This is a genomic window from Chengkuizengella sp. SCS-71B (genome assembly GCF_040100845.1).
Taxonomy (GTDB): Bacteria; Bacillota; Bacilli; order Paenibacillales; family KCTC-33759; genus Chengkuizengella.
In genome coordinates this window covers 2639913-2665431 of record NZ_JAZHSH010000001.1, presented here as the reverse complement: position 1 = coordinate 2665431, position 25519 = coordinate 2639913, and the positions used below count along the sequence as shown (strand labels likewise).

The 25519-nt window shown below is 38.0% G+C and carries 21 protein-coding genes; 15 read left to right on the top strand and 6 right to left on the bottom strand.

Annotation, left to right across the window (positions count from 1 at the left end; genetic code table 11):
- The first annotated feature begins 76 nt into the window (after positions 1–76).
- The 6 genes from VQL36_RS12945 to VQL36_RS12920 all read left to right on the top strand — a co-directional run bounded on the left by VQL36_RS12945 (position 77) and on the right by VQL36_RS12920 (position 12708).
- Positions 77–2467: a peptidase G2 autoproteolytic cleavage domain-containing protein gene (locus VQL36_RS12945; RefSeq protein WP_349249722.1), complete on the top strand. Its 2391-nt coding sequence runs from the start codon at positions 77–79 to the stop codon at positions 2465–2467.
- 52 nt (positions 2468–2519) lie between these two features.
- Complete coding sequence (locus VQL36_RS12940; RefSeq protein WP_349249721.1) at positions 2520–4934, top strand: peptidase G2 autoproteolytic cleavage domain-containing protein; 2415 nt, start codon at positions 2520–2522, stop codon at positions 4932–4934.
- Positions 4935–7298 (top strand): peptidase G2 autoproteolytic cleavage domain-containing protein, encoded by a 2364-nt coding sequence (locus VQL36_RS12935; RefSeq protein WP_349249720.1) that lies wholly within the window; start codon positions 4935–4937, stop codon positions 7296–7298. It begins immediately after the preceding gene.
- Positions 7299–7324: 26 nt separating this feature from the next.
- On the top strand, positions 7325–7567 hold the full coding sequence (locus VQL36_RS12930) for a hypothetical protein (RefSeq protein WP_349249719.1): 243 nt from the start codon (positions 7325–7327) through the stop codon (positions 7565–7567).
- A gap of 451 nt (positions 7568–8018) precedes the next feature.
- Positions 8019–10349, top strand: coding sequence for a peptidase G2 autoproteolytic cleavage domain-containing protein (locus VQL36_RS12925; RefSeq protein ID WP_349249718.1), 2331 nt, complete (start codon positions 8019–8021; stop codon positions 10347–10349).
- A 28-nt stretch (positions 10350–10377) separates the two neighbouring features.
- Entirely contained in the window at positions 10378–12708 is a 2331-nt protein-coding gene (locus tag VQL36_RS12920) for a peptidase G2 autoproteolytic cleavage domain-containing protein (protein ID WP_349249717.1), read from the top strand.
- 203 nt (positions 12709–12911) lie between these two features.
- On the opposite strand, the gene VQL36_RS12915 is transcribed toward VQL36_RS12920, so the two are convergent.
- From VQL36_RS12915 to VQL36_RS12895, 5 genes are all read right to left on the bottom strand, one after another.
- Entirely contained in the window at positions 12912–13052 is a 141-nt protein-coding gene (locus VQL36_RS12915; RefSeq protein ID WP_349249716.1) for a hypothetical protein, read from the bottom strand.
- Between the two features lie 181 nt (positions 13053–13233).
- Positions 13234–13539: a hypothetical protein gene (locus VQL36_RS12910; RefSeq protein WP_349249715.1), complete on the bottom strand. Its 306-nt coding sequence runs from the start codon at positions 13537–13539 to the stop codon at positions 13234–13236.
- Positions 13540–13797: 258 nt separating this feature from the next.
- Positions 13798–14409, bottom strand: coding sequence for a DUF1054 domain-containing protein (locus VQL36_RS12905; protein ID WP_349249714.1), 612 nt, complete (start codon positions 14407–14409; stop codon positions 13798–13800).
- Between the two features lie 137 nt (positions 14410–14546).
- Complete coding sequence (locus VQL36_RS12900) at positions 14547–15200, bottom strand: response regulator transcription factor (protein ID WP_349249713.1); 654 nt, start codon at positions 15198–15200, stop codon at positions 14547–14549.
- A 1-nt stretch (position 15201) separates the two neighbouring features.
- Positions 15202–16362, bottom strand: coding sequence for a sensor histidine kinase (locus VQL36_RS12895; protein WP_349249712.1), 1161 nt, complete (start codon positions 16360–16362; stop codon positions 15202–15204).
- A 202-nt stretch (positions 16363–16564) separates the two neighbouring features.
- Between VQL36_RS12895 and VQL36_RS12890 the strand changes: the two genes are divergently transcribed.
- From VQL36_RS12890 to VQL36_RS12865, 6 genes are all read left to right on the top strand, one after another.
- Entirely contained in the window at positions 16565–17500 is a 936-nt protein-coding gene (locus VQL36_RS12890) for an ABC transporter ATP-binding protein (protein ID WP_349249711.1), read from the top strand.
- A gap of 11 nt (positions 17501–17511) precedes the next feature.
- Complete coding sequence (locus tag VQL36_RS12885; RefSeq protein WP_349249710.1) at positions 17512–18696, top strand: ABC transporter permease; 1185 nt, start codon at positions 17512–17514, stop codon at positions 18694–18696.
- A complete protein-coding gene (locus tag VQL36_RS12880; protein ID WP_349249709.1) occupies positions 18689–19834 on the top strand; it encodes an ABC transporter permease in 1146 nt (381 codons plus the stop codon). The genes VQL36_RS12885 and VQL36_RS12880 overlap by 8 nt, the downstream gene beginning before the upstream one ends.
- A 233-nt stretch (positions 19835–20067) precedes the next feature.
- Complete coding sequence (locus VQL36_RS12875; protein WP_349249708.1) at positions 20068–20667, top strand: hypothetical protein; 600 nt, start codon at positions 20068–20070, stop codon at positions 20665–20667.
- A 244-nt stretch (positions 20668–20911) separates the two neighbouring features.
- Positions 20912–22327: an NADP-dependent phosphogluconate dehydrogenase gene (gndA, locus tag VQL36_RS12870; RefSeq protein ID WP_349249707.1), complete on the top strand. Its 1416-nt coding sequence runs from the start codon at positions 20912–20914 to the stop codon at positions 22325–22327.
- A gap of 131 nt (positions 22328–22458) precedes the next feature.
- Positions 22459–22977, top strand: a complete 519-nt coding sequence (locus VQL36_RS12865) for a shikimate kinase (RefSeq protein ID WP_349249706.1) — start codon at positions 22459–22461, stop codon at positions 22975–22977.
- A gap of 50 nt (positions 22978–23027) precedes the next feature.
- Here the strand turns inward: VQL36_RS12865 and VQL36_RS12860 are convergent, their stop codons facing one another.
- The gene (locus VQL36_RS12860) at positions 23028–23327 is read right to left on the bottom strand and encodes a rhodanese-like domain-containing protein (protein ID WP_349249705.1); all 300 of its coding nucleotides are present in this window, start codon (positions 23325–23327) and stop codon (positions 23028–23030) included.
- A gap of 91 nt (positions 23328–23418) precedes the next feature.
- Between VQL36_RS12860 and crcB (VQL36_RS12855) the strand changes: the two genes are divergently transcribed.
- Genes crcB (VQL36_RS12855) through aroA form a run of 3 tightly spaced genes read left to right on the top strand, consistent with a single transcriptional unit; the run spans position 23419 to position 25487 of the window.
- Positions 23419–23811, top strand: coding sequence for a fluoride efflux transporter CrcB (crcB, locus tag VQL36_RS12855; RefSeq protein WP_349249704.1), 393 nt, complete (start codon positions 23419–23421; stop codon positions 23809–23811).
- A complete protein-coding gene (crcB, locus tag VQL36_RS12850) occupies positions 23808–24176 on the top strand; it encodes a fluoride efflux transporter CrcB (protein WP_349249703.1) in 369 nt (122 codons plus the stop codon). Before crcB (VQL36_RS12855) ends, crcB (VQL36_RS12850) begins: the two co-directional genes overlap by 4 nt.
- Before the next feature lie 15 nt (positions 24177–24191).
- Positions 24192–25487 carry a 3-phosphoshikimate 1-carboxyvinyltransferase gene (gene aroA, locus VQL36_RS12845; protein WP_349249702.1) on the top strand — a complete coding sequence of 432 codons (1296 nt, stop codon included), beginning with the start codon at positions 24192–24194 and terminating at the stop codon, positions 25485–25487.
- The last annotated feature ends 32 nt before the right edge of the window (positions 25488–25519 follow it).

The window sequence follows — 25519 nt, the reverse complement described above, 5'->3', positions numbered from 1 at the left end:
CATAGTAGCAATTAGGCTAATACCTACATAAGGTGGATTGTATGAAATTTAATTTAAGTTCAAGGAGTGATATAGATTGAGTAGTGAAAATTGTAACCGTGAATCTACAGGGGTTTGTGCTACTGCTCTTGGTCGAAATACGATAGCGAGTGGAGACAACTCTCTTGCGGAAGGAAGAAGTACGAGATCGGAAGGGAAAAACACTCATTCCGAGGGAAGAGATACAGTGGCAAGTGGAGATGCTTCTCATGCTGAAGGGAGAGACACAATGTCAAGTGGAGATGCTTCTCATGCTGAAGGCAGGAACACAGTCTCGAGTGGGGATGTTTCTCATGCGGAAGGAAGAAATACTACAGCAAGCGGGGATAATTCCCATGCTGAAGGAAGAGATACCGTAGCACAGGGAGAACATTCTCATGCCGAAGGAGAAGGAACACAGGCGATTGGAACAGCCTCCCATTCGGAAGGAACAAGTTCAAAAGCAAAAGGGATACAATCCCATGCAGAAGGAGATTGTACAACGGCAGTTGGAGACTTCTCTCACTCAGAAGGAGTCGGAACGAATGCTAAAGGTGAAGCTTCACATGTGGAAGGAAGAAATACCACAGCGAGTGGAGATTATGCACATGCTCAAAATCGAGATACCGTAGCTCAAGGGGATAACTCAACTGCCGAGGGTTTAGGATCTGTTGCTAGAGGAATGAACAGCCATGCAGAAGGATATATCACACAAGCAGATGGAGAAAGTGCTCACTCCGAAGGAAGGAACACGAAAGCCACAGGAGATAATACTCATGCTGAAGGAAGAGATACGCTTGCACAAGCAGATAATTCTCATGCCGAAGGAGAAGGAACGATGGCAATGGGTATTGGTTCTCATGCTGAGGGAACCTTTACAGTTGTTTCTGGGGTACAGGGTCATGCTGAAGGAGCAGATACGTTAGCAAGCGGTGATTTTTCTCATGCTGAGGGAAGAGGTACAAGTGCTTCTGGATTACAGTCTCATGCCGAAGGTTTTGAGACCGAAGCCAGTGGTGATTTATCTCATGCTGAGGGAGTAGGTACAATGGCCTTGGGATTTGGTTCTCATGCCGAAGGTGGTAACACGATAGCAATTGGAGAATTTTCTCATGCTGAAGGGCAAGGTACGATAGCCGAAGGGGATGCCTCTCATGCGGAAGGAATAAATTGCGAAGCCATTGGTATTGCCTCTCATGCCGAAGGTTTTGAGACCGAAGCCAGTGGTGATTTTTCACATGCCGAAGGGATAGATAGTCAAGCTATGGGCATGGCATCTCATGCGGAAGGTGCATTTAACATTGCCTTTGGTCTTAACTCTCATGCCGAAGGAATGAACACCGAAGCCAGTGGTGAGTATTCTCATACTGAAGGACGTGGTACCCAAGCTAGTGGTGATGTTGGTTCTCATGCGGAAGGAGATGGGACGATAGCTTCAGGAGAGTCTTCTCATGCCGAAGGCAGTAATACCGAAGCTAGTGGTAGATATTCTCATGCTGAAGGGCAAGGTACGATAGCTTCAGGAGAGTCCTCTCATGCCGAAGGAATGAACACCGAAGCCATCGTTAGCTTTGCCCATGCTGAAGGAATCTTATCGGTGGCAAGCGGTTTATTAAGTGCTCATGCCGAAGGTTTCGAGACTTTAGCTAGTGGTACTCGCTGTCATGCGGAAGGAGACAGAACGATAGCTGAAGGATTTGGCTCTCATGCGGAGGGTTGTAATACGATTGCTTCAGGTGAATGCTCTCATGCCGAAGGAAACGGTACTGATACGAATAATAGAGTCAATGCACATATTATGGGTCGCTCAGGTCAAGCTGTTGAAGATAACTCCTGGCATTTAGTCAATGGAACATTAATGGCTCTTATTAATGGAAATACGGGGGATGCTTGCTTTGCAGGTAAAATTACTTCTGGAAGAGGATGCGATTTTGCTGAGTTGTTTGAAACGTTAGATAGCAAACCGATCGATGTTGGATACTTTGTCACATTAGTAGGGAAGAAAATAAGGAAAGCAACAGATAAGGATGATTATATCTTAGGAGTAACAAGTGCTGTTCCTGGCTTTTTAGCAGGCAGTTCCGGTTATGAATGGAATAAGAGATATATGACCGATGAGTGGGGTCGTATGTTATACGAAGAGGTCACCATCCTAGAGGAAAGAGATGAGAACGGTAAAATCATCTCACCTGAGAGAACAGAAAAAAGACAAAAGCCAAATCCCGAATATGATCCGGAAAAACAATATATTCCAAGATCAGAAAGACCAGAATGGGAGGCAGTTGGACTAGTTGGACAATTATTAGTAAGAGATGATGGAACAAGTGAAGTGAATGGATATTGTAAACCTAACGATGAAGGTATTGCTACTAGTGCCGATAGAGGTTATAGAGTGATCAAACGAACTGGTGAAAACCAAATTTTAATCGTGAAGAGCTTAACGGGTTAAGGCTAGAAGTAAACATTTATTAAATATCTTGATGTTAAAGGAGAGATTTAAATTGAATAGAAATTGTAATCGTGAAGCAACAGGAGATTGTGCCACCGCTTTTGGAAGAAATACGATGGCTAGTGGAGACAACTCTCTTGCTGAAGGAAGAACAACCAGATCAAAGGGGGAGAATTCTCATGCCGAGGGTAGAGACTCCATGTCAAGCGGAGATGCTTCTCATGCGGAAGGCAGAAATACGAAGTCAAAAGGAGATGCTTCTCATGCGGAAGGCAGAAATACGATCTCAAGTGGGGAAAGTAGTCATGCCGAAGGCAGAAATGCCGAAGCCAGCGGTGATCATTCTCATGCGGAAGGAATAAACACACTTGCACAAGGAGACAATTCCCATGCGGAAGGAGAAGGAACTGAGGCGATTGGAACAGCTTCCCATGCGGAAGGAGGGCGTACAAAAGCGAAGGCTCTTCAATCTCATAGCGAAGGAAATTGTACATCGGCAGCAGGGGACTTTTCTCATGCAGAGGGGGTTGGAACGATTGCTGAAGGTGAAGCTTCCCATACGGAAGGCAGAAATGCAATATCGAGTGGAGATAATGCACACGCACAAAATAGAGATACTCTAGCACAAGGAGACAATTCCCATGCGGAAGGATTAGGTTCTGTTGCCAGAGGATTGAACAGCCATGCGGAAGGATATATTACACAGGCAGATGGAGAAAATGCGCATGCGGAAGGCAGAAACACGAAAGCAACAGGGGATAATGCTCATGCCCAAGGAAGAGACACACTAGCTCAAGGAGATAACTCCCATGCGGAAGGAGAAGGAACGAAGGCATTGGGTATTGGTTCTCATGCGGAGGGAACCTTTACAGTTGCCTCCGGCGAACAGTCTCATGCGGAAGGAGCAGAAACGGAAGCAAGTGGAGATGCTTCCCATGCTGAGGGAAGAGGTACAATTGCCTCTTCTGATCGATGTCATGCGGAAGGTGGTAATACCTTAGCCAGTATAAGAGAATCTCATGCTGAAGGAGTAGGTACAATTTCTTCTGGATTACAAAGTCATGCGGAAGGTGGTAATACTGAATCTTCTGGTATTAGATGTCATGCTGAAGGACAAGGAACGATAGCCAGTGGTACTAGATGCCATGCGGAAGGAATGAATACTCAATCAATTGGATTTGCTTCTCATGCAGAAGGTGGTAATACCGTATCTTCAGCCTCAAATTCTCATGCTGAAGGATTTGGAACAAGTGCTGAAGCAAATACTTCACATGCGGAAGGTTGTGATACCCTGACCAGAGGTGGTTTTGCTTCCCATGCGGAAGGTGGTAGTACAGAATCCGGTGGTATAGCATCTCATGCTGAAGGATTTTTATCTCGAGCTTTTGTTGATTTTTCCCATGCGGAAGGAAGGTCGCAAGTCTTTGAAGTTTCATCTCACGCTGAGGGGTCGTTAACTTCTGTCTTTGGTGAACAGTCTCATGCGGAGGGAAGGGTTACTCGAGTAATTGGTGATTTTTCTCATGGGGAAGGTCGCAGTACAGTCAATGGTAATTTCGGTGCTCATGGAGAAGGTGGGTTTACGGTAGTTAATGGTGATTTCGGTGCTCATGCGGAAGGATTCGTATCTGAAGCCAATGGTACATCTTCTCATGCCGAAGGAGAAAGGACGATAGCCGAAGGATTTGCTTCTCATGCAGAAGGTTGTAATACGATTGCCTCAGGTGACTGCTCTCATGCTGAAGGAAACGGTACAGATACAAATAATAGAGTGAATGCTCATATAATGGGGAGATCAGGTCAAGCCGTTGAAGATAACTCTTGGCATTTAGTCAATGATACTTTAATGGCTTTGATAAACGGAAATACGGGGGATGCCTGCTTTGCTGGTAAAATTACATCCGGTAGAGGATGCGATTTCGCCGAATTGTTTGAAACGTTGGATGGCAAACCTATCGATGTTGGATACTTTGTCACAATTGAAGGAGATAAAATAAGAAAAGCAACAAAAAAAGATGATTTTATACTAGGTGTAATTAGTGCTGTTCCTGGTTTTTTAGCCGGCAGCTCCAGCTATGAATGGAATGAAAGATATATGACGGATGAGTGGGGGCGTGTGTTATACGAAGAGGTTACCATTCCAGAGGAAAAAAATGAGCATGGGAACGTGATTTCACCTGAAAGAATCGAAAAAAGACAAAAGTTAAATTCAGAATATGATCCAGATCAACAGTATATTCCAAGAATAGAAAGACCAGAATGGGAGGCTGTTGGATTAGTCGGGCAGTTATTAGTGAGAGATGACGGGACGAGTGAAGTGAATGGATATTGCAGACCTAACGCTGATGGTATCGCTACATGCTCCCAAAGAGGTTATAGGGTGTTGGAACGAACAGGTGAAAATCAAATTTTAATTGTGTTATCAAGTCCTATGCAATTATCAATTAAAACACAAGGAGAGATTTAAATGAATAGAAATTGTAACCGTGAATCTACAGGAGAGTGTGCAACAGCTTTTGGAAGAAATACGATAGCTAGTGGAGACAGCTCTCTTGCTGAGGGAAGAAGCACGAGATCAGATGGGGAGAACTCTCATTCTGAGGGAAGAGATACCATATCAAGCGGAGATTCATCCCATTCTGAGGGCAGAAATACCACATCAAGTGGAGATACATCCCATTCTGAGGGCAGAAATACCACATCAAGCGGAGATTCATCCCATTCAGAAGGAAAAGATACCATGTCTAGTGGTGATGCTTCCCATTCAGAAGGAAAAGATAATGTAGCAGAAGGGGAAAACTCCCATGCGGAAGGAGAAGGAACTGAGGCGATTGGAACAGCCTCTCACTCTGAAGGAGGAAGCACAAAAACGAAGGGGATACAATCTCATGCCGAAGGAAATTGTACAACTGCAGCTGGAGACTTTTCTCACGCAGAGGGGGACGGAACGAATGCTGAAGGTGAAGCTTCCCACTCGGAAGGACGAAATACTATAGCGAGTGGAGATACTGCGCATGCCGAGAATAGGGATACCGTAGCGCAAGGGGATAACTCTAGCGCTGAGGGATTAGGTTCTCATGCCAGAGGATTGAACAGTCACGTGGAAGGATATATCACACAAGCGGCTGGAAAAAATGCGCATGCGGAAGGTAGAAACACAAAAGCTACAGGAGATAACTCCCACGCGGAAGGAATAAACACGCTTGCCCAAGGAGTTAATTCCCATGCTGAAGGAGAGGGAACGATGGCAATGGGTATCGGTTCTCATGCTGAGGGAACAGATACAGTTGTTACTGGTATACAGGGTCATGCTGAAGGAACAAAGACTACAGCGAGTGGGGATTTTTCTCATGCAGAGGGCAGAAATACAATTGCATCTGGAATATGGTCCCATGCTGAAGGGTTAAGTACTGAAGCCAGCGGAGATGCATCTCATGCAGAGGGCAGAAATACAATTGCTTCTGGGTTCGGTTCTCATGCCCAAGGAGAAGGAGCTATGTCCATTGGCATGTTTTCCCATGCGCAAAATAGAGTGGCTAGTGGTATTGCCTCTCATGCTGAAAATGGAAGAGCCGAAGGAGAGGCAGCTCATGCAGAAGGCACAGCCATAGGAGATTTTTCTCATGCTGAAAATTCTACTACGGCCGCTGGTACAGGTTCACATTCGGAAGGATTTTTTAATCGTTCCGATGGTTTTTGTTCTCATATAGAAGGTGCTTTGGATTTTGCTAATGGTGATGTTTCTCATGCCGAAGGAAGATTTACGGAAGCCAATGGGGATTTTTCTCATGCTGAAGGTGATACAACGATAGCTGAAGGCTTGGCCTCCCATTCCGAGGGTTTTAATACAATGGCTATTGGTGACTTCTCCCATTCCGAAGGAAATGGAACAACTGCAGAGGGATTAGCGTCTCATGCCGAAGGTAATAATACCGAAGCTATCGGTATGGCCTCCCATTCCGAAGGAGATGGAACGATAGCTGAAGGTATTGCTTCCCATGCTGAAGGTTGTAATACAGAAGCCATTGGGAATGCTTCTCATGCCGAAGGAAGCAATACGATAGCCCAAGGGTTTGCATCTCATGCCGAGGGATGTAATACGATTGCTTCGGGTGACTGCTCCCATTCCGAAGGAAACGGTACAGATACGAATAATAGAGTCAATGCACATATTATGGGTCGCTCAGGTCAAGCCGTTGAAGATAACTCCTGGCATTTAGTCAATGGAACATTAATGGCTCTTATAAATGGAAATACGGGGGATGCCTGCTTTGCAGGTAAAATTACATCCGGTAGAGGATGCGATTTCGCTGAGTTGTTTGAAACGATGGATGGCAAAGCCATCGATGTCGGTTACTTTGTCACAACAGAAGGGAAGAAAATAAGGAGAGCAACAGATGAAGATGATTTTATTTTGGGTGTAACAAGTGCTGTCCCTGGTTTCTTAGCAGGCGGTTCCGGTTATGAATGGAATAAGCGATATATGACCGATGAGTGGGATCGTGTGTTATACAAGGAGATTACCATCCCAACAGAAAAAGATGAGCATGGTAATCTGATATCTCCTAAGAGAATCGAAAAAAGAAAAAAGCTAAATCCAGAATATGACCCAGATCAACAGTATATACCAAGAACAGAAAGACCAGAATGGGAGGCTGTTGGATTAATCGGGCAATTGTTAGTGAGAGACGACGGTACAAGTGAAGTAAATGGATATTGTAGTCCTAACGCTGAAGGTATTGCTACAAAAGCAGATAGAGGTTATAGAGTGCTGGAACGAACAAGGGAAAATCAAATTTTAATTGTTGTTGAATGTCCAATGCAATTTTAAACTAACAAAAAAGGAGAGAATGCGAAATGGAAAATAGAAGAGAAGAGTTAAGAGAGCAGTTATCAGAAGTCATGGCTCGAGAAAAGAATAGAAAGAATGAAATCATTGAAGATTTGAAAAGTTCTATGGATAAATATGAAGAGAGAATGAAAGATGCGAATGTAAGTAAAGAACGTATAGAAAAGAGACGTAAGCGAATAGATGAGCTTATTCAAAGAGTGGAAGATAGAAGTGAACAATTATTTAAAAGATTACAAGATAGACTTTGATTTATAAATTTCATAGGTATACTTTAAAACAAAGAATAAAAGTTTTGAAGCTTTGAACATTTTTAAAAAAGAAAGTTATTACTAAGATTACTCATAATAAGTAATATCTAGAAAGATTTGAAATGTTGGAACAAACACAGATATAGATCAAATTTAATAGGCAAATATCAATAGAAGAAAGTGTAATGGAATATAAAAGGTTAAAGGTTAAATTAATTGATATATTCATATAAATATGTTGAATTTTTAATAAGGATTTTGAATTTTGCTGATATTGCGTGCCGATATTTCATGGTGCGCAATGTTTTGCTTAAACCGGAAATATCCAGAATCACGTCATCAGAAATCTTGAGAATATCCTCACACGTTTATACTATTTTCTCCATATGTTGTGTTATGAAGTATTTAATTTTAATAATGATTTTCTATCATTATATAAGGAGGACATAAATTGAGTAGTAATTGTAATCGAGAAGCGACAGGAGATTGCGCCACATCGCTTGGTAAAAATACGATTGCTAGTGGAGACAACTCTCTAGCTGGAGGAAAAAGTACACGATCAAGCGGTGATGCTTCTCATTCTGAGGGAAGAGATACAGTGGCTAGCGGTGATGCTTCTCATTCTGAAGGGAGAAATACAGTGGCTAGTGGTGATGCTTCTCATACGGAAGGAAGAAATACCACAGCTGGGGGAGAGGCTTCCCATGCGGAAGGGAAAGACACCGTAGCACAAGGAGAACATTCCCATGCCGAAGGAGAAGGAACTCATGCGATAGGAGCAGCCTCTCATACGGAAGGAACGAATTCAAAAGCGAAGAGGCTTCAATCCCATGCCGAAGGAAATTGTACAACGGCGGCTGGAGAATCTTCTCACGCAGAGGGAACTAAAACGGATGCTGAAGGTGAAGCTTCCCATTCTGAAGGGAGAAATACTAAAGCCACAGGAGATTATTCACATGCTCAAAATCGAGATACTGTAGCCCAAGCAGATAATTCAACCGCAGAGGGACTAGGTTCTCTTGCTAGAGGGCTGAACAGCCATACGGAAGGATACATCACACAGGCCGATGGAGAAAATACACATGCAGAAGGTAGAAATACAAAATCGACAGGAGATGAATCCCATTCGCAAGGAAGAGATACACTTGCTGAAGGAGATTGCTCTCATGCTGAAGGAGTGGGAACGAAGGCAATAGGTTTCGCTACTCATACAGAAACATGTGATACGCTTGCTGTTGGTGCATGCTCTCATGCCGAAGGTGGTGGTACGTTTGCCGTAGGTGAATTCAGTCATGCCGAAGGTTTTAATACAATCTCTTCGGGACAAGTTAGCCATGCCGAAGGTATATCAACAGAGAGTAGAGATCGATTTAACCATGCTGAAGGTGATACTTCGATAGCGTGTGGTTTTAATTCTCATGCCGAAGGAATAGATACGGAATCATTTGGAGACGCTTCCCATGCCGAAGGAATTCAGACGAGGGCAGTAGGGTGTAACTCTCATGCCGAGGGTGATTTTACAACTGCTCTTGGTCCACAGTCTCATGCTGAAGGGAGAGATACACGGGCACTGAGTATTAATTCTCATGCGGAGGGAACGGCTACAGAATCTTTTGGGGATAATTCTCATGCTGAAGGAGAATTTACGATGACTTTTGAAACATCCTCACATGCCGAAGGGTCCATATCACAAGTTTTTGGTATAGCCGCTCATGCCGAAGGGGAAGCAACAATAGCTGAAGGATTTGCCTCGCATGCCGAAGGGGAAGGAACGATGACATTGGGATTCGCTTCCCACGCTGAAGGAATATTAACTGAAGCCAATGAAGATTTTTCCCATACCGAAGGAAATGGAACGACAACCGAAGGAGTTAACTCACATGCTGAAGGAATAGACACTTTTGCACAAGGAGACAACTCCCATGCTGAAGGAGAAGAAACGACAGCTGAAGGTCTTGCCTCACATGCCGAGGGCTGTAATACGCTTGCTTCAGGTGAGTGCTCCCATGCCGAAGGAGATGGAACAGCAACCGAAGGATTTGCTTCACATGCCGAAGGTTGTAATGCTAAAGCTTCGGGTGAGTGCTCTCATGCCGAAGGTAACGATACAGATACAAACAATAAAATCAATGCTCATATAATGGGAAGATCAGGTCAAGCTGTTGAAGATAATTCCTGGCATTTAGTAAATGATACATTAATGGCTTTGATCAATGGGAATACAGGGGATGCTTGTTTTGCAGGGAAAATTACTTCAGGCAGAGGATGTGATTTTGCTGAAATGTTTGAAACATTGGATGGCAATCCCATTGATGACGGATACTTTGTCACAATAGAAGGAGATAAAATAAGGAAAGTTACAGATGGAGATGAATATATCTTAGGTGTCACCAGTGCTGTCCCTGGTTTCTTAGCTGGTAGCGCAGGTTATGAATGGAACAAGAGATATATGACGAATGAGTGGGGTCGAGTGTTATATGAAGAGGTCACCATACCAGCGGAAAAAGATGAGGAAGGTAATATCATTTTACTTGAGAGAACTGAAAATAGACAAAAACTAAATCCAGAATATGATTCAGATAAGCAGTATATTCCAAGATCAGAAAGACTAGAATGGACTGCCGTTGGATTAATAGGACAATTATTAGTAAGAGACGACGGAACAAGTGAAGTAAATGGATATTGCAAACCTAACGCTAATGGTATTGCTACAAGATCACAAAGTGGTTACCGGGTGATAAAACGAACAGGGGAATACCAAATTTTAATTATTTTAAAATAACTAAAGTCAAAATATAAGGGTGATATAAATGAATACTGATTGTAACCGAGAAGCTAAAGGTGATTGCGCCACAGCGCTTGGTAGAAATACGATAGCCAGTGGAGACAATTCACTTGCTCAAGGTAGAAGTACTCGATCTAGTGGGGAGAACTCTCATTCAGAAGGAAGAGGTACAACCTCAAATGGGGATGCTTCACACTCTGAGGGGAGAAGTACAACGGCTAGTGGTGCTGCTTCTCATACGGAAGGAAGAAATACCACAGCGAGTGGAGATGCTTCCCATGCGGAAGGAAAAGAAAACATAGCAAAAGGGGAATATTCTCATGCAGAAGGAGAAGGAACTGGGGCAACTGGAAGAGCATCTCATACTGAAGGCATGACAACAAAAGCCAAGGGACTACAATCCCATGCTGAAGGTAATTGTACAACTGCGGCAGGAGATTCATCTCACGCAGAGGGATATAGAACGAATGCCGAAGGGGAAGCTTCCCACTCTGAAGGAAGAAATACCAAAGCAAGTGGAGATTATGCACATGCTCAAAATCGGGATACCATAGCCCAAGGGGATCATTCAACTGCTCAGGGTTTAGGCTCTCTTGCTAGAGGTTTAAACAGCCACGCCGAAGGATATATCACACAGGCGGATGGAGAAAATGCTCATTCTGAGGGGAGGAACACGAAAGCAAAGGGAGATAATGCACATGCTGAAAACAGAGATACCATAGCCCAAGGAGATCATTCTCATGCGGAAGGAGATGGTGCTAAGGCAACGGGATTCGCTACCCATGCAGAAGGATGTGATACGGTTGCTTCTGGTGCATGTTCCCATGCCGAAGGAGTTAATACTTCAGCTACAGGTGATTTTAGTCATGCCGAAGGTCTTGGGTCAGAATCTTCTGGAGCTGCTAGTCATGCAGAAGGAGCTGTTACTTTAGCTACAGGTGATTTTAGCCATGCGGAAGGAGAGGGAACTTTAACAGAGGGAGAAAGCTCTCATGCGGAAGGCTGTAATACGATTGCTACAGGTGATTTCTCCCATGCTGAAGGTAATGTTACAGAAGCAAGGGAAACAGCTTCTCATGCCGAAGGGTTAGGAACAATATCCGCTGGAATTATATCGCATACGGAAGGAAGAGCTACCTTAACAATGGGAACAGCTTCTCATGCCGAAGGATTAGCAACTGATTCAATCGGTAATAATTCCCACTCAGAAGGGGAATTCACGACGGCCTTGGGAATATCCTCCCATGCTGAAGGATCCATATCAGAAGCTAATGGTAGATCTTCTCATGCCGAAGGGGAAGCAACAATAGCTGAAGGATTTGCCTCGCATGCCGAAGGGGAAGGAACGATGACATTGGGATTCGCTTCCCACGCTGAAGGAATATTAACTGAAGCGAACGGAGATTTTTCCCATGCCGAAGGAAATGGAACGACAACCGAAGGAGTTAATTCTCATGCTGAAGGAATAGATACACTTGCACAAGGAGACAACTCCCATGCCGAAGGAGATGGGACAACAGCCGAAGGACTTGCTTCTCATGCTGAGGGTTGTAATACGCTTGCTACAGGTGAGTGCTCCCATGCCGAAGGAGATGGGACAACAGCCGAAGGATTTGCTTCCCATGCTGAAGGTTGTAATACGATAGCTTCGGGTGAGTGCTCCCATGCCGAAGGAAATGGTACGGATACAAACAATAAAATCAATGCTCATATAATGGGAAGATCAGGTCAAGCCGTTGAAGATAATTCCTGGCATTTAGTAAATGATACATTAATGGCTTTGATTAATGGGAATACGGGGGATGCTTGTTTTGCAGGGAAAATTACTTCAGGCAGAGGATGCGATTTCGCTGAATTGTTTGAAACGATGGATGGCAATCCCATTGGTGACGGATACTTTGTCACAATAGAAGGGGATAAAATAAGGAAAGTTACAGATGGAGATGAATATATCTTAGGTGTCACCAGTGCAATCCCCGGTTTCTTGGCTGGTAGCGCTGGTTATGAATGGAACAAGAGATATATGACGAATGAGTGGGGTCGAGTGTTATATGAAGATGTTACCATTCCAGCAGAAAAAGATGACAGCGGTAAACTCATTTCACCAGAGAAAATCGAAAAAAGGCAAAAGTTAAATCCAGAATATGATCCAAATAAGCAGTATATTCCAAGAATCGAAAGACCAGAATGGGTGGCTGTTGGATTAGTAGGTCAATTATTAGTAAGAGATGATGGAACAAGTGAAGTGAATGGATATTGTTGGTCAAACGCTGACGGTTTTGCTACAAGAGCCGATAAAGGTTATAGAGTGTTAAAACGAACAGGTGAAAACCAAATTTTAATTATTCTAAAATAGGGAGGTACGTAATGGAAAATAGCATAACGTTCCAAGGATAATTAACTTCACTTATACTTTCCAAAGGACATGATATTTACATTTTAGTTTGAATAAATATTTGAACAAAGTAACTGGGGCTGTATTAATAAAAAAGGACTCGTAAAGTAATTTCAAGAGTCCTTATTATAATATTTGAAATAAAGAGTTCTATAAATTTCCTTTTAGTTGTTCTCTTTATATTTTTGTTTCACTTGATCTTTAAGTTCTTTATAATGCTTATTCCTTTTTTCTACTTTTTCTTCTTTAGGATCTTTATTGTCAATATTGTACTTTCCTTGTTGTAATGCACCAACACTATACATTTGTATTGATTCATTCCATATTAGAAATAGGATATATTTCCCTTCATTTTGAAGAGGTGTATAATCATCCCAAGTATGAAGTGTTTTTCCATCTGCTGAATAATATGGTTCATTAATAGTAATTTTTGTGTTTTCTAGAGATTTGTCACCTTTTATGACTCTTTTAACATTTACAGATGTTTCAGTTCGTCATACCGTTACCAAATGCATCTGGATCAAAAATGTTTTTTCTTTTTTCAGTTGGAATAACTTCCATTACTAAATCAACTTCTTCAGTGAGCATATCCAATTCCCAAGGTACATTATAAGCTGATCCTCTTTGAATTGGAAGTGTTGTATAATCTTGCAGTTCTTCTGCTGGCTTTTCAACAGTTGTTTTAATTACTGATCCTTCCACTGTATTAACCATCTTATGATCTACATAAAGATATCCAGAAATAGCAATAACTATAACAGCGATGCTAGACAAAATAATTTTTTTATTCATTTTTTACCATCCCCATTTATTTCCTATATGAAGTTTATCCGTTGTTGTCGGATATATAGGAACTCCATCATCTAACCAATGTTGTTTTTGGTATTCAACTCTTGTAATTATACAGAGTGTAATCCATTCAAAGATAGTTTTAAATAATGGTAAAAAGCGTTAAGATGCCCACCTCTATAGGTGGGTTTCTCCCTAATCAGGTGGAGTAGAGTCCCCATCTGATTTTTCGATGTTTAAGCTTTGCTTAAACGAGTTCACTTAATACGAAAGCAAGTATAATGGAACAAGTGTTTCGAAAGTTTTCCTTACATAATCCATGAATTTTGTTCCGTCTTTCAGGATAGGGTCTGTTGCAGAAATATGACGCCCTATTAAAAATTCGGATTTCTTTATGTCACGGAAACGTTCAAGTGATTTTACGATATCCATTTCATCTATTTTATGCGCTTCTTTTTTCATATGATCTTGGGATATGACGAAGTCTTTTGGTAAGTTATTGATTGATTCAATATTGTTTAAGAAAACCTTTGCTATATCCGATTTATTCGGTAATTCATATATGAACGCAAGCCAAATGAAAACATGAGAGTCAAACAAGCCAACTTGAAAATGAGGGTGTTTTTTATAACCCCGTTTATTCGCCGCTATCGCCAGCCAAGTATCATTTGGTGCATTGACGCTACGTCGTGCATGCTTCGCTATATGTAAAAACATTTCATTTCCGATCATTGTAGAAAGATCGCCAGTTAATTCGTCTCCAATTACCTTGAATTTCGGTTGAATTCTTTCTTTTATTGCCTCCATCCTTGCGTCAAGACCTTCTATATTAAATGTATCAAAATCATGTTTTTTGAACCCTTGAAATGACATTATAAACCTCCCGATTTTTCAATTATATTGTAGTTAGTAGCTTTCAAGTAAATATATCGTATTTGAAGATTTGGGACAAGTTTTCTTATCAAGTATTAACATACATTTCAAAACATATGTTTAATGAATTTAACTAATTAACCTCTATTTTTCAAATAAAAAATAGCAATTTGTGTTCGATCTCTTAATGAGAGCTTTCCCAATATCGTAGTAATGTAATTTTTGATTGTGCCCTCACTTAAAAATAATACTTCTGCAATTTCTTTATTTGATAAACCTTCAGAGATTTGTTCTATTATTTTTTGTTCGGTTTTTGACAATTGATACGACTCCAAAAGTTTATCTCTTGGAACAGGGTTAGGTTTATGTTGTAAAAAACCAGTTAGTTTTTTTGCAATATTGGGGTGGATGAGAAGGTTACCTTGCATTACGGATTTTATACCTTCAATAATTTGTTTAGGTGGAATATTTTTTAACATATAACCATTTGCCCCATTTTTTAGCGCTTCAATGATGTATTCATCGTCGTCAAATGTAGTTAATATGAGTACAGCTACATTAGAGAATTTTTGTTTAATGATTTTAGTTCCTTCAACACCATCACAAACAGGCATTCTAACATCCATTAATACAACGTTAACTTCAGGATTTTGATTCATAAAAGCTAAAGCTTCTTTTCCATTTGAACATGTGCCCAAAACCTTAATCTCGTTTTTTGCATAATTTTCAAAAATGATTTGCAGACTCTCTCTTATAAAGGGATCATCATCAACGATTAATAGATGGATCATGTTACAATTCACTCCGTTCATTTGTTTGTTGAACCTCAATATTTTTCCGAGGGAGTCTCATTTTTACTTTAAATGAATTAGAGGATTCAAAAGACATTTCTCCACCTAATATTTCGATTCTTTCTTCCATCCCTCTTAAACCAAGTCCTTTTCTTAACTTTTTATCAGGCATCTCCCCATTATTACTAATGATAAATTCAATAAAATGAGGGTGGAATTCCAATACAATTTTTACTTCAGTTGCATGAGCATGTTTCACTGCATTTGTCATTGCTTCTTGTACATTTTTATACAATGTTAACTCTGCACTTGGATATAGTGGGTAAGGAAGCCCCCTCACATCATATTGAATATGTATGTTACAGCTTTTCGCAAACTGTTCAATTAAATGATTTAAAGAATATTGATGAATTCTATGATCGTCTGGTTTCAAATTTCGGACCGTTTTACGTAATGTTTCCATATTATACGAAAGCTGGTCTTTTATTTGTTCAAGTAGATTCATGCTCTTTTTGGGTTGATCTTGAACGAGCGGCAAAGCGGCTTCCATCATCATTTTTACACGAATCAATTGATGTCCGAGATCGTCATGAATTTCTTTGGATATCCGATTTCTCTCTTCTATTTGTGCCATATTTTCTATTTCAGAAGCATATTCCTTAACTCTTTTCCTAGCTTCCTCTAATTCATAGTGTTTTCCTCTCAATTGATCATATAGATATGTCATATCTTTTTGTTTATATGTTAATGAATGAATGTTCCAATGCAGCAGTAATGTCATTACATATAATAGATTTATTACAAGGAGAAGATCAGGGTATTGTTGAAATAATAAATAGTTTAATAATAGCCATTGACCTATGATAAGAAACCACTGTAGTTTAGATTTAAGTTGGAAGATTGAAGATATAGTAATAAAAAAAAGAATGAATAAGAAACCTTGAAATTGGCTGTTAAGCCAATAAATATATCCTGTTTCTATTAAAATAAACCAAGGAAATAGTTTAGTTGAGATGTAATGGTTTTTTGCTTGACTTATTAAAATAAGTAATAAAATGAACAAAGTAAATGTGGGTGCATCAATTTCAATGTTTAGAAATAAGGTACCCAGTGCCGTGATAATGATAAACAAATATTGAAACCATGAAAGTTGATATTTCAAAGTACATAACCTCTTAACATAAAAATTTAAAATTAAGCTGATTCATCATTCCTTCAATATGTAACTTTGATGAAATTATAACATAGAACATATTTATTAGGTGAAATAAGGAAAGTGACTTTTGTCATGAAGAATATATGACTTGATCTAGATGTGGATTTATTTGGAATAAGCTACTATAGGGTAAAGGAGTTGAACAAAAATGACTTTTATTCAATGCGAAAAAGTGGTGAAGCGTTATGATGATTTGATTTCAGTAGACCATCTAAGCTTTAAAGTTGATAAACACGAAATATTTGGATTACTCGGACCAAATGGGGCGGGTAAAAGCTCTGCGATAAAAATGATCTGTGGGTTATTAAAAATAGATCAAGGTCAAATATTTGTAGATGGTATTTCTGTGAATTCGAATCCAATTGAAGTTAAAAAAAGACTCGGTTTAGTTCCTCAGGAATTAGCTATATATGAGAACTTAAGCGCACGAGAAAATATACTTTTTTTTGGAAAATTATATGGTTTGCGCGGCAAAGATCTAAAAAAGAAAGTGGATGAAGCTTTACAATTCGTTGGATTAACTGAACGACAAAATGAAAGGCCTGAAAAATTTTCAGGAGGGATGAAACGCCGATTAAACATTGCGTGTGCTATAGTTCACCAACCAAAGTTAATTATCATGGATGAACCTACAGTAGGGATTGACCCTCAATCCCGCAACCACATTTTAGAATCTGTAAAAAAATTAAATGAAATGGGTTCTACAATTATTTATACAAGTCACTACATGGAAGAAATTGAAACCATTTGCACGAGAGTAGGGATCATAGATTCTGGTCGATTGATTGCTTTAGGTTCAGTACAAGAATTAAAAGATCAAAATAAACAGGATGAAAAGATAACACTGAATGTGGATCATATTCCAAGTGAAGTCATTTTAGAATTAGATGCACATCCTCATACAAAAGAAGTTACCGCAACAGAGCAGTCGATAGAAATATTTATAAATTCTTCACAAATATACTTGCAAGATATTTTTTTCATCTTATCCAAACACGATGTGAAAATCCAAACTTTGAAAAGGGAAGAGCCTAATTTAGAGTCGTTATTTTTATCCCTAACAGGTCGTACATTAAGAGATTAGGAGGAGTTAGCATGAAGAATATATTTACAATAGCTCGTTATGAGCTTATCCGTTTTTTTAGAATGCGCTCCATTTTACTCAACATGCTTGGCTTGCCATTATTATTAATTCTAATTTTGGGTACTGCACTTTCAGGTGTGTTTCAAACCTCTGGTGAGAATCAAAAGTTGGAGACAGTGAAGGTCGCTGTTTTAAATGAAGATCAGGGGGTTTTTAAGCAAATAATCTCAGATTTTCTGTCTTCACCGGATATACAATCTTATGTCTCAGTAAAACTAGTGAAATCAAGAGAAGAACTCTTTGAAAAATATGAAAGTAAAGAAATAGACTATGGAATAGTAGTGCCGGATGATTTTAGTGATTCTGTCATGAGTGCAAGGATTACTGGATGGGAATTTATCGAAGGGGAGTTTATTGAAAAAAATTTAGTTGCTAGAACGATCTTTGAATCGTTCTTAAGCCAAGTGAATGAAATGCAAGCTAGAGTTTTTGTATTGGGGCCAGAAACGTTAGAAAAACCTTTATTTACTGATCAAAATAAACATTTCCAATTTTCAAATTATGTAGAAATAGGTAGCTTACAAAAAAATGAAAGTAAGACTTCAGCGATTCAATATTATGCAGTAACCATGTTAGTGATGTTTTTATTGTTTTCAGGTATGGCTGCTGCTATAAGTTTAGCTGAAGAAAAAGAGACGTTTACTTTGCTTAGGCTTAATTCGATTCCATTACATTCAAATACAATTATTATCGGGAAGCTGTTAGGTGTGGGGATATTTTCTTTAATACAAGCGATGGTTATTTTATCTTTTTCTACTTTTGTTTATGGGGTAGATTGGGGTGATAATTATATTATGATATTTGGTGTGATCATTTTAACGATTGTATCTTCTACTAGTCTTGGAGTTATTTTAACCTCATTTTTACGATCATCTAAATCAATCATAGCAACATATCAAGCTTTAATTTTTGTCATGACATTTTTAAGTGGAGGCATGATTCCTAATTTAGGTGAATTTTTGAATACGTTAGGGAAGTTTTCCATTAATTATTGGTCATCCAATACTTTAATTCATTTAATGATAGAAAGTGATTCAACGATGATTATAAAAAACATGGGGGTAATTGGAAGTACCAGCTTAGTCTTAGCTTTATCAGCTGGTCTACTCTATTGGAAGGTGGGATATCATGAATAGTGTGATTATTGCTCTGAATATGCTGAAAAGAATGATAGGCACAATAAAAGGATTCCTTACCATCATTCTGATTCCTGTCATTGTTATGACTGTGATTATTTTTATCTTTGATAGAGACTATACCGAAAACTATACAATAGCTTATTTAAATTTAGATGGAGGGTTATTAGGTGAAGAGCTGATTCATAATTTATCTTCCTTCAGTGAATATGAAATATTAGCTGCACAAGATGTTGAAGAAGTGAAGGAGTGGGTTGCTGATGGTAAAGCTAACTATGCAATAGCGATTCATAAAGATTTTACTCAAAACTTATTTAATGGAAAAAGCATCAATGTGACCTTATATCAGCTCAATCAAAATGCGGAGAGTTTTGCACTAAAACAAAGGCTGGACCTTCGAATAAATCAGTTTGCTCAATCTATCAAACAGTTAAAACAAATAGATGGCAATGGGGTATCAATACAGCCTGCAATGGAATCATTGATGGAACAAGTTAATAAAAATCAAGTGAGTGCTGTTTATACTAAATTTAATGAAAATGTTAAACCAGGTCTTAATTCAATTTTAGGATTTATGATTATGTTTCTAATGGGTTTGATAGTAAGTTCTGTTACTTTAATATTGGAAGATCGTGCGAATCAAACGATGATGAGAATATATGCAGCCCCCATTCAACGTTATGAAATTGTACTTGGACATTTTTTAGGAAGCTTTCTAATCGGAAGTTTACAAGTTATATTTTTGCTAATGTTTACGAAATATATAGTGGGTTTTGAATATGGTGTTTCTTTTGGCAAGTTATTGCTTATATTATTATTTTTCATGTTGGCTTCTATGGGAATAGCTACTGCCATAGCTAGTACTGTAAATAATATTAAAATATTAAGTAATATTACTCCTTTAATTGTTGTGCCGACTTGTATGATTGGGGGTTGCTTCTGGCCAATTGAAATCATGCCGGATTTCATGCAAAAATTAGCAAATATCGTTCCGCAGAAATGGACTATTGAAGCGGTTGAAAAAATGGCAATGGGTCAGAGCTTATCTGATGTAAGCATGCATTTCTTAGTACTATTTTTATTTGCTGTGATATTAATTGGATTTGGTTCTGCAGTCTTTAAACCAGTAGAAACATAATAAAAAAGTGGCATAGCATATGATGATTTATCTGCTAGTCTATATAATTAACACTTTAAACATTTTTTTATATTTATGAAATAATTAGGGCCACCAAGGGGTGCCCTTTTTTTTGTTTTTAAACATTAAACCAAGTTGCGAAAACATATAATTCAGTATAATATAAGTAACAAGAAAATTTCAGAAATTTCTGTTAATTACACAACGATATTGTAAAGATGAGGAGGATTGCCGTGAAGCAAAGTTATGAAGTGGAATATTGCAATCTTGAGTTGCGCTTTGACCGTCAGCTTATTCAGAATTTTATAACCAATTTGATTGAAGAAGGTTATTCATTATATTGGAATGAAAATGATAAGTATTTTATTATTTCTATTCGTTTAGGAAAAAAACTTTTAAAATTAAAATTTGAACGAATGAAAGAACGTTTCAAGATGATAGGGAATTACTCAATCACTGATAGAAGGTTAACTGAACTATTGGAAAAAATGATAGAGAACTCTAAAGGACATGCGATAGTAAAAAGATTTTTAGACACTCAAATTTTAATTGAAAATATCATGTTTGGTGAAATTATTAAAACGGTTGAAATTAATGGAGTTGAACAAAAGGTACTTTACCAAAAGGATCCTTATATTACTTTAGAAGCCGTTATACAGGCATTTGAATCTTCTAGGATTGAAGAAAGAATTCCGATATTACGTTATGAATTAGATGTAGAATTAACGATGCTTCATAAGCTTATAAAAAATGGGAGGAGCGAAGATGAAATTAAAATCTGTAAGGAAAAATTAAGGGATTTAAGTCATGAATTTATTTTATTGGAAGGTTAGGTAAATAATGAACAATGGATTAAAATCGCTTGCAAGTTAAAAAAGACGATCTGTATATGTTGTGTAGATCGTCCTTTTTAACTTGCAAATTACTTGTTATTTAAGAATTATTTAGGTTCGCTTAGTTAGTTTTCTTTACAATTCTCGCTTTAGCAGGCGTTTTTTACAAAAGAAGGTTTGTGGAATTTATTAAAAATAGGTAAAATAAACATTAGAAATTGGATGGAAGGGTGTAAGAAATCATATGTCAAAACAACAAATCGGTGTGATTGGACTTGCAGTCATGGGAAAAAATTTAGCTTTAAACATTGAAAGCAGAGGTTTTTCTGTGTCTGTATTTAATAGATCATATCAGAAAACTGATGAGTTTCTAAAAGAAAATACAGATAAAAAGGTATCAGGTTATGATACGATTGAAAGTTTTGTTAACTCATTAGAAGTTCCAAGAAAAATTATTATTATGGTAAAAGCTGGTGTTCCAACAGATGATACAATTCAACAGTTGTTACCGTACCTATCAAAAGGAGACATTATTATTGATGGTGGTAATGCTTATTTCCCTGATACACAAAGAAGAAATAAACAATTAGAGGAAGCAGGAATTCGTTTTATTGGTACTGGCGTTTCAGGTGGTGAAGAAGGTGCATTAAAGGGACCTTCGATTATGCCTGGTGGTCAAGAAGATGCTTACAAATTAGTTGAGCCGGTCTTAACAGCCATATCAGCAAAAGTAAACGGAGATCCATGTTGTACATATATCGGACCAGATGGTGCTGGTCATTATGTGAAAATGGTACATAACGGAATCGAATACGGTGATATGCAACTTATATGTGAAGCGTATCATCTTATGAAAGAAGTGCTTCAATTAGAAACTCATGAGATTCATGAAATCTTTTCTGAGTGGAATAAAGGTGAGCTGGATAGTTATTTAATTGAAATTACAGCAGATATTTTTACAAAAGTAGACTCAGAAACGAATAAGCCAGTAGTTGATGTTATTTTAGATACTGCTGGACAAAAAGGAACGGGGAAATGGACAAGTCAGAGCGCACTTGATTTAGGTGTACCTTTATCCATTATTACTGAATCTGTATTTGCTCGTTTTATTTCTGCAATGAAGGAAGAAAGAGTAGCAGCTAGTAAAGTATTAAATGGTCCTAAAGCAGTCGAGTTAAGTGAAGGAAAACAAGATTTAATTGAAGCGATTAGAAAAGCTTTATATGCAAGTAAAATTTGTTCTTATGCACAAGGTTTTGCTCAAATGAGAGCTGCTTCAGAAGAATACAACTGGAATTTACAATATGGTAATATTGCTATGATCTTTAGAGGAGGCTGTATTATACGAGCTGGTTTTCTACAAAACATTAAAGATGCATATGACCGAGACCCAGCCTTGAAAAATTTATTGTTAGATCCTTATTTCAAAGAGATTGTAGAAAATTATCAAGATGCTTGGAGAAAAGTAATTTCTTTAGCAGTTACTCATGGAATTCCTGTTCCTGGTTTTTCAACTGCGCTAGCTTATTATGACAGTTATCGTACAGAAAGATTACCTGCGAACTTGCTACAGGCACAGAGAGATTATTTTGGAGCTCACACTTTTAAACGTATTGATAAAGAAGGTACTTTCCATTACGAATGGTTAGACAGTGAGTAAAAATAATATTCGTTTTTAACAAAAAGGTTGGGAATTACTTTATCTCAACCTTTTCAATTAAATAAAGAGTTTAGTGCAGCAAAAGAGAAAAGGATTAGATTGATGTGGTTATGAAGGGAAAGGGAGAATGAATGAAAAAAAATAATATCGTTTTAGTTGGGTTTATGGGGACTGGAAAATCTACGGTTGGAAAACAACTTTCATCAAAATTAGGTTGGGAATTTGTTGATACAGATCACATGATAGAACACAGAGAGAATATGAGTATACCAGAAATCTTTTCAAAAAAAGGTGAAAGTTACTTTAGAGAAGTAGAGACTAGAATCATTCAGGAAGTATTGTCAAATGACATGCAGGTCATAGCAACTGGTGGAGGGTCCGTATTAAGGCTTCAAAATCGAAGTAGGATGTTGAGTCATGGTACAGTAGTACAACTAGATGCTGATGCAGAGATAATTATTAAACGTTTAGAGGGTGAAAAGTTAAAAAGACCTTTACTTCAAGGGGATTTAGAAGAAAAGGTCTATGAAATGATGGAGCGGCGCAAACATGCTTATGAATTTGCAGATTTTGTTATCGATACAAATGTTTTTGAAGTGGAAAGCATAGTAGAACAAATTTATAACGTTGTTGTATTACATAAAATCTAAAATACTAGTTTAAATCTTAGATTAACTCTATGTAGTAAAGGCAAAATCAATTAGAGCTTATCCCACTCTAACATGCCGCCTTCCATATTTTTAAGGTTTTTCAGCCCTAACATTTGTAAATATTCAAGTGCTTTTCCACTTCGATTCCCGCTTCGACAGACGAGAATAATATTGTCAGTTTGTTCAATTTCATGATGACGCACAGGCAATTCTCCCAATGGAATATGTTTTGCACCTGATATCATTCCTTGAGCAACCTCTTCATGTTCTCGAACATCAATGATGTTGAGTTCTAAACCTTGATCTAGTTTATTTTTTACTTCTTTTGGTAAAATACTTTGTTCGTTCATTATTATTTGTCGCCTCCAATAATTAAGTGATAACCAAAAATATGAAGTGTTTTAACAATTATTTTATTATATCACAGAAAGGATATGCAACATGTCATGGTTAAACAGTGATAAGGCGATCTACTTATATATCGGACTGGCAGGATTTTTAGGTGCAAATCTACGTTTTATGATTAGTGAGTTTACCTATTCAAGTGATTATTTTTTTCCAACAGGAACTTTACTTTGTAATCTCATTGGTTGTTTTGCATTAGGTTGGTTTTCTGAATATATGAAGACAAGCAAGTTATCAGTAAAAATAAAAACAGCAATTTCTACTGGACTTATTGGTTCATTTACAACTTTTTCTGCTTTTAGCATTGAGACGATTTCTTTAATTCAAGATCACAAAGTGTTTATTGCAGTTATTTATATCTTTGTAAGTTTTATTGGTGGATCTTTTTTTGTTTGGTTAGGTTATAAAATAGGACGTGTATTGATATGAGTTTATTGCATATTTTTTTAATAGGCACTGGTGGATTTTTAGGTGCTTGTAGTCGTTTTTTTATATCTAGTGTTTTTGTAAGAAGATGTTCAACTAAATTCCCATATGGTACACTAACTGTAAATCTAATAGGATCATTTTTTTTAGGACTAGTAATTGGCTGCTTGGATTCTAGTTATCATTTTTTTATGTTGTTTTTTGCTACTGGATTTTTAGGGTCCTTTACTACATTTTCAACTTTTAAAGTAGAAATTCAGAAAATGTTTATAAATAAATATTGGAAAGCTTTGCTTTTATATATCATATGTAGTTATGTTTTTGGGATTTTATTAGCTTATATAGGATTTTTAATAGGATTGAAATAAGGGAGAGATAAATAAATGAAAGCAATTGTAAAACCTACTGGAATATTAAACGGAGAAATTAATTCTTTATCTTCAAAAAATTACACAACACGTTATTTATTAGCTTCAGCATTATCAGAAGGGACAAGTACAATTTATTATCCAGCACACAGTGAAGATAGTGATGCAATGAGAAGATGTATTCAAGATTTAGGTGCCCAAATGCAAGAGGATGATGAAAAGATTGTTATAACAGGTTTTGGAAAATCACCAAGTCCAGTAAAAGAACTCAATGTTGGTAATGCAGGAGCAGTTTTACGGTTTTTAATGTCTACTGCAACCTTGTGTCCTGAAGTGACTTTTGTAAATACTTATCCGCAATCTCTAGGTAAAAGACCACATGATGATTTGATTCATGCATTAGAGCAAATGAATATAAAAGTTAAGCATCAAGATGGCAAACTTCCAATCACAATAGTTGGCGGTAATCCACAAGGTGGCAAAATTCAAGTGTCTGGGGATGTTAGTTCACAGTTTCTAAGTTCTTTGCTGTTTTTAACACCATTGCTTACAGAAGATAGCGAAATTGAAGTATTACATGATCTAAAGTCAAAGGTGGTAGTGGGACAAACTTTGGATGTCTTAAAACAAGCTGGCATTCAGATTGAAGCCAGTGATGATCTGATGTATTATAAAATCCCAGGGAATCAAAAATATATACCTCAAAAATACGTAGTGGAAGGTGACTATCCTGGTTCTGCTGCAATATTAGCGGCAGCAGCGGTCACAAATTCCAATGTTCAGATGCTTCGTTTAATTGAAAATAGTAAACAAGGAGAACAAGCAGCGGTGAATGTGCTAAAAGAAATGGGTGTGAATTTAAGTTATGATCAATCCACATTAAAAATTCATGGCAATCAAAAACTAACAGCTGGTGAATTTGATGGGGATGACTTTACAGATGCAGTATTAGCAATGGTAGCCGCTGCTGTATTTGCTAACGGTACATCACGTTTCTATAATGTGGAGAATTTAAGATATAAAGAGTGTGATCGCATTACTGATTTTTGTAATGAATTAAAAAAAGCTGGAGCAAATGTGGAAGAAAGACAAAGTGAAATTATTGTTCATGGGCAACCTAATGGTGTGGAAGGTGGAGTTGAAATTAATGCACATTATGATCATAGAGTGATCATGGCGCTAACGGTTGTTGGATTGCGTTCTAAGAAAGGTCTTATGATTCAAGATGCACAACATGTTGCGAAATCTTATCCACAGTTCTTTGAACATATTCAATCATTAGGTGCAAAAGTGGAGTTACAAGAAGACTAGTGAAACTCGTTTAAGCAAAGCTTAAACATCGA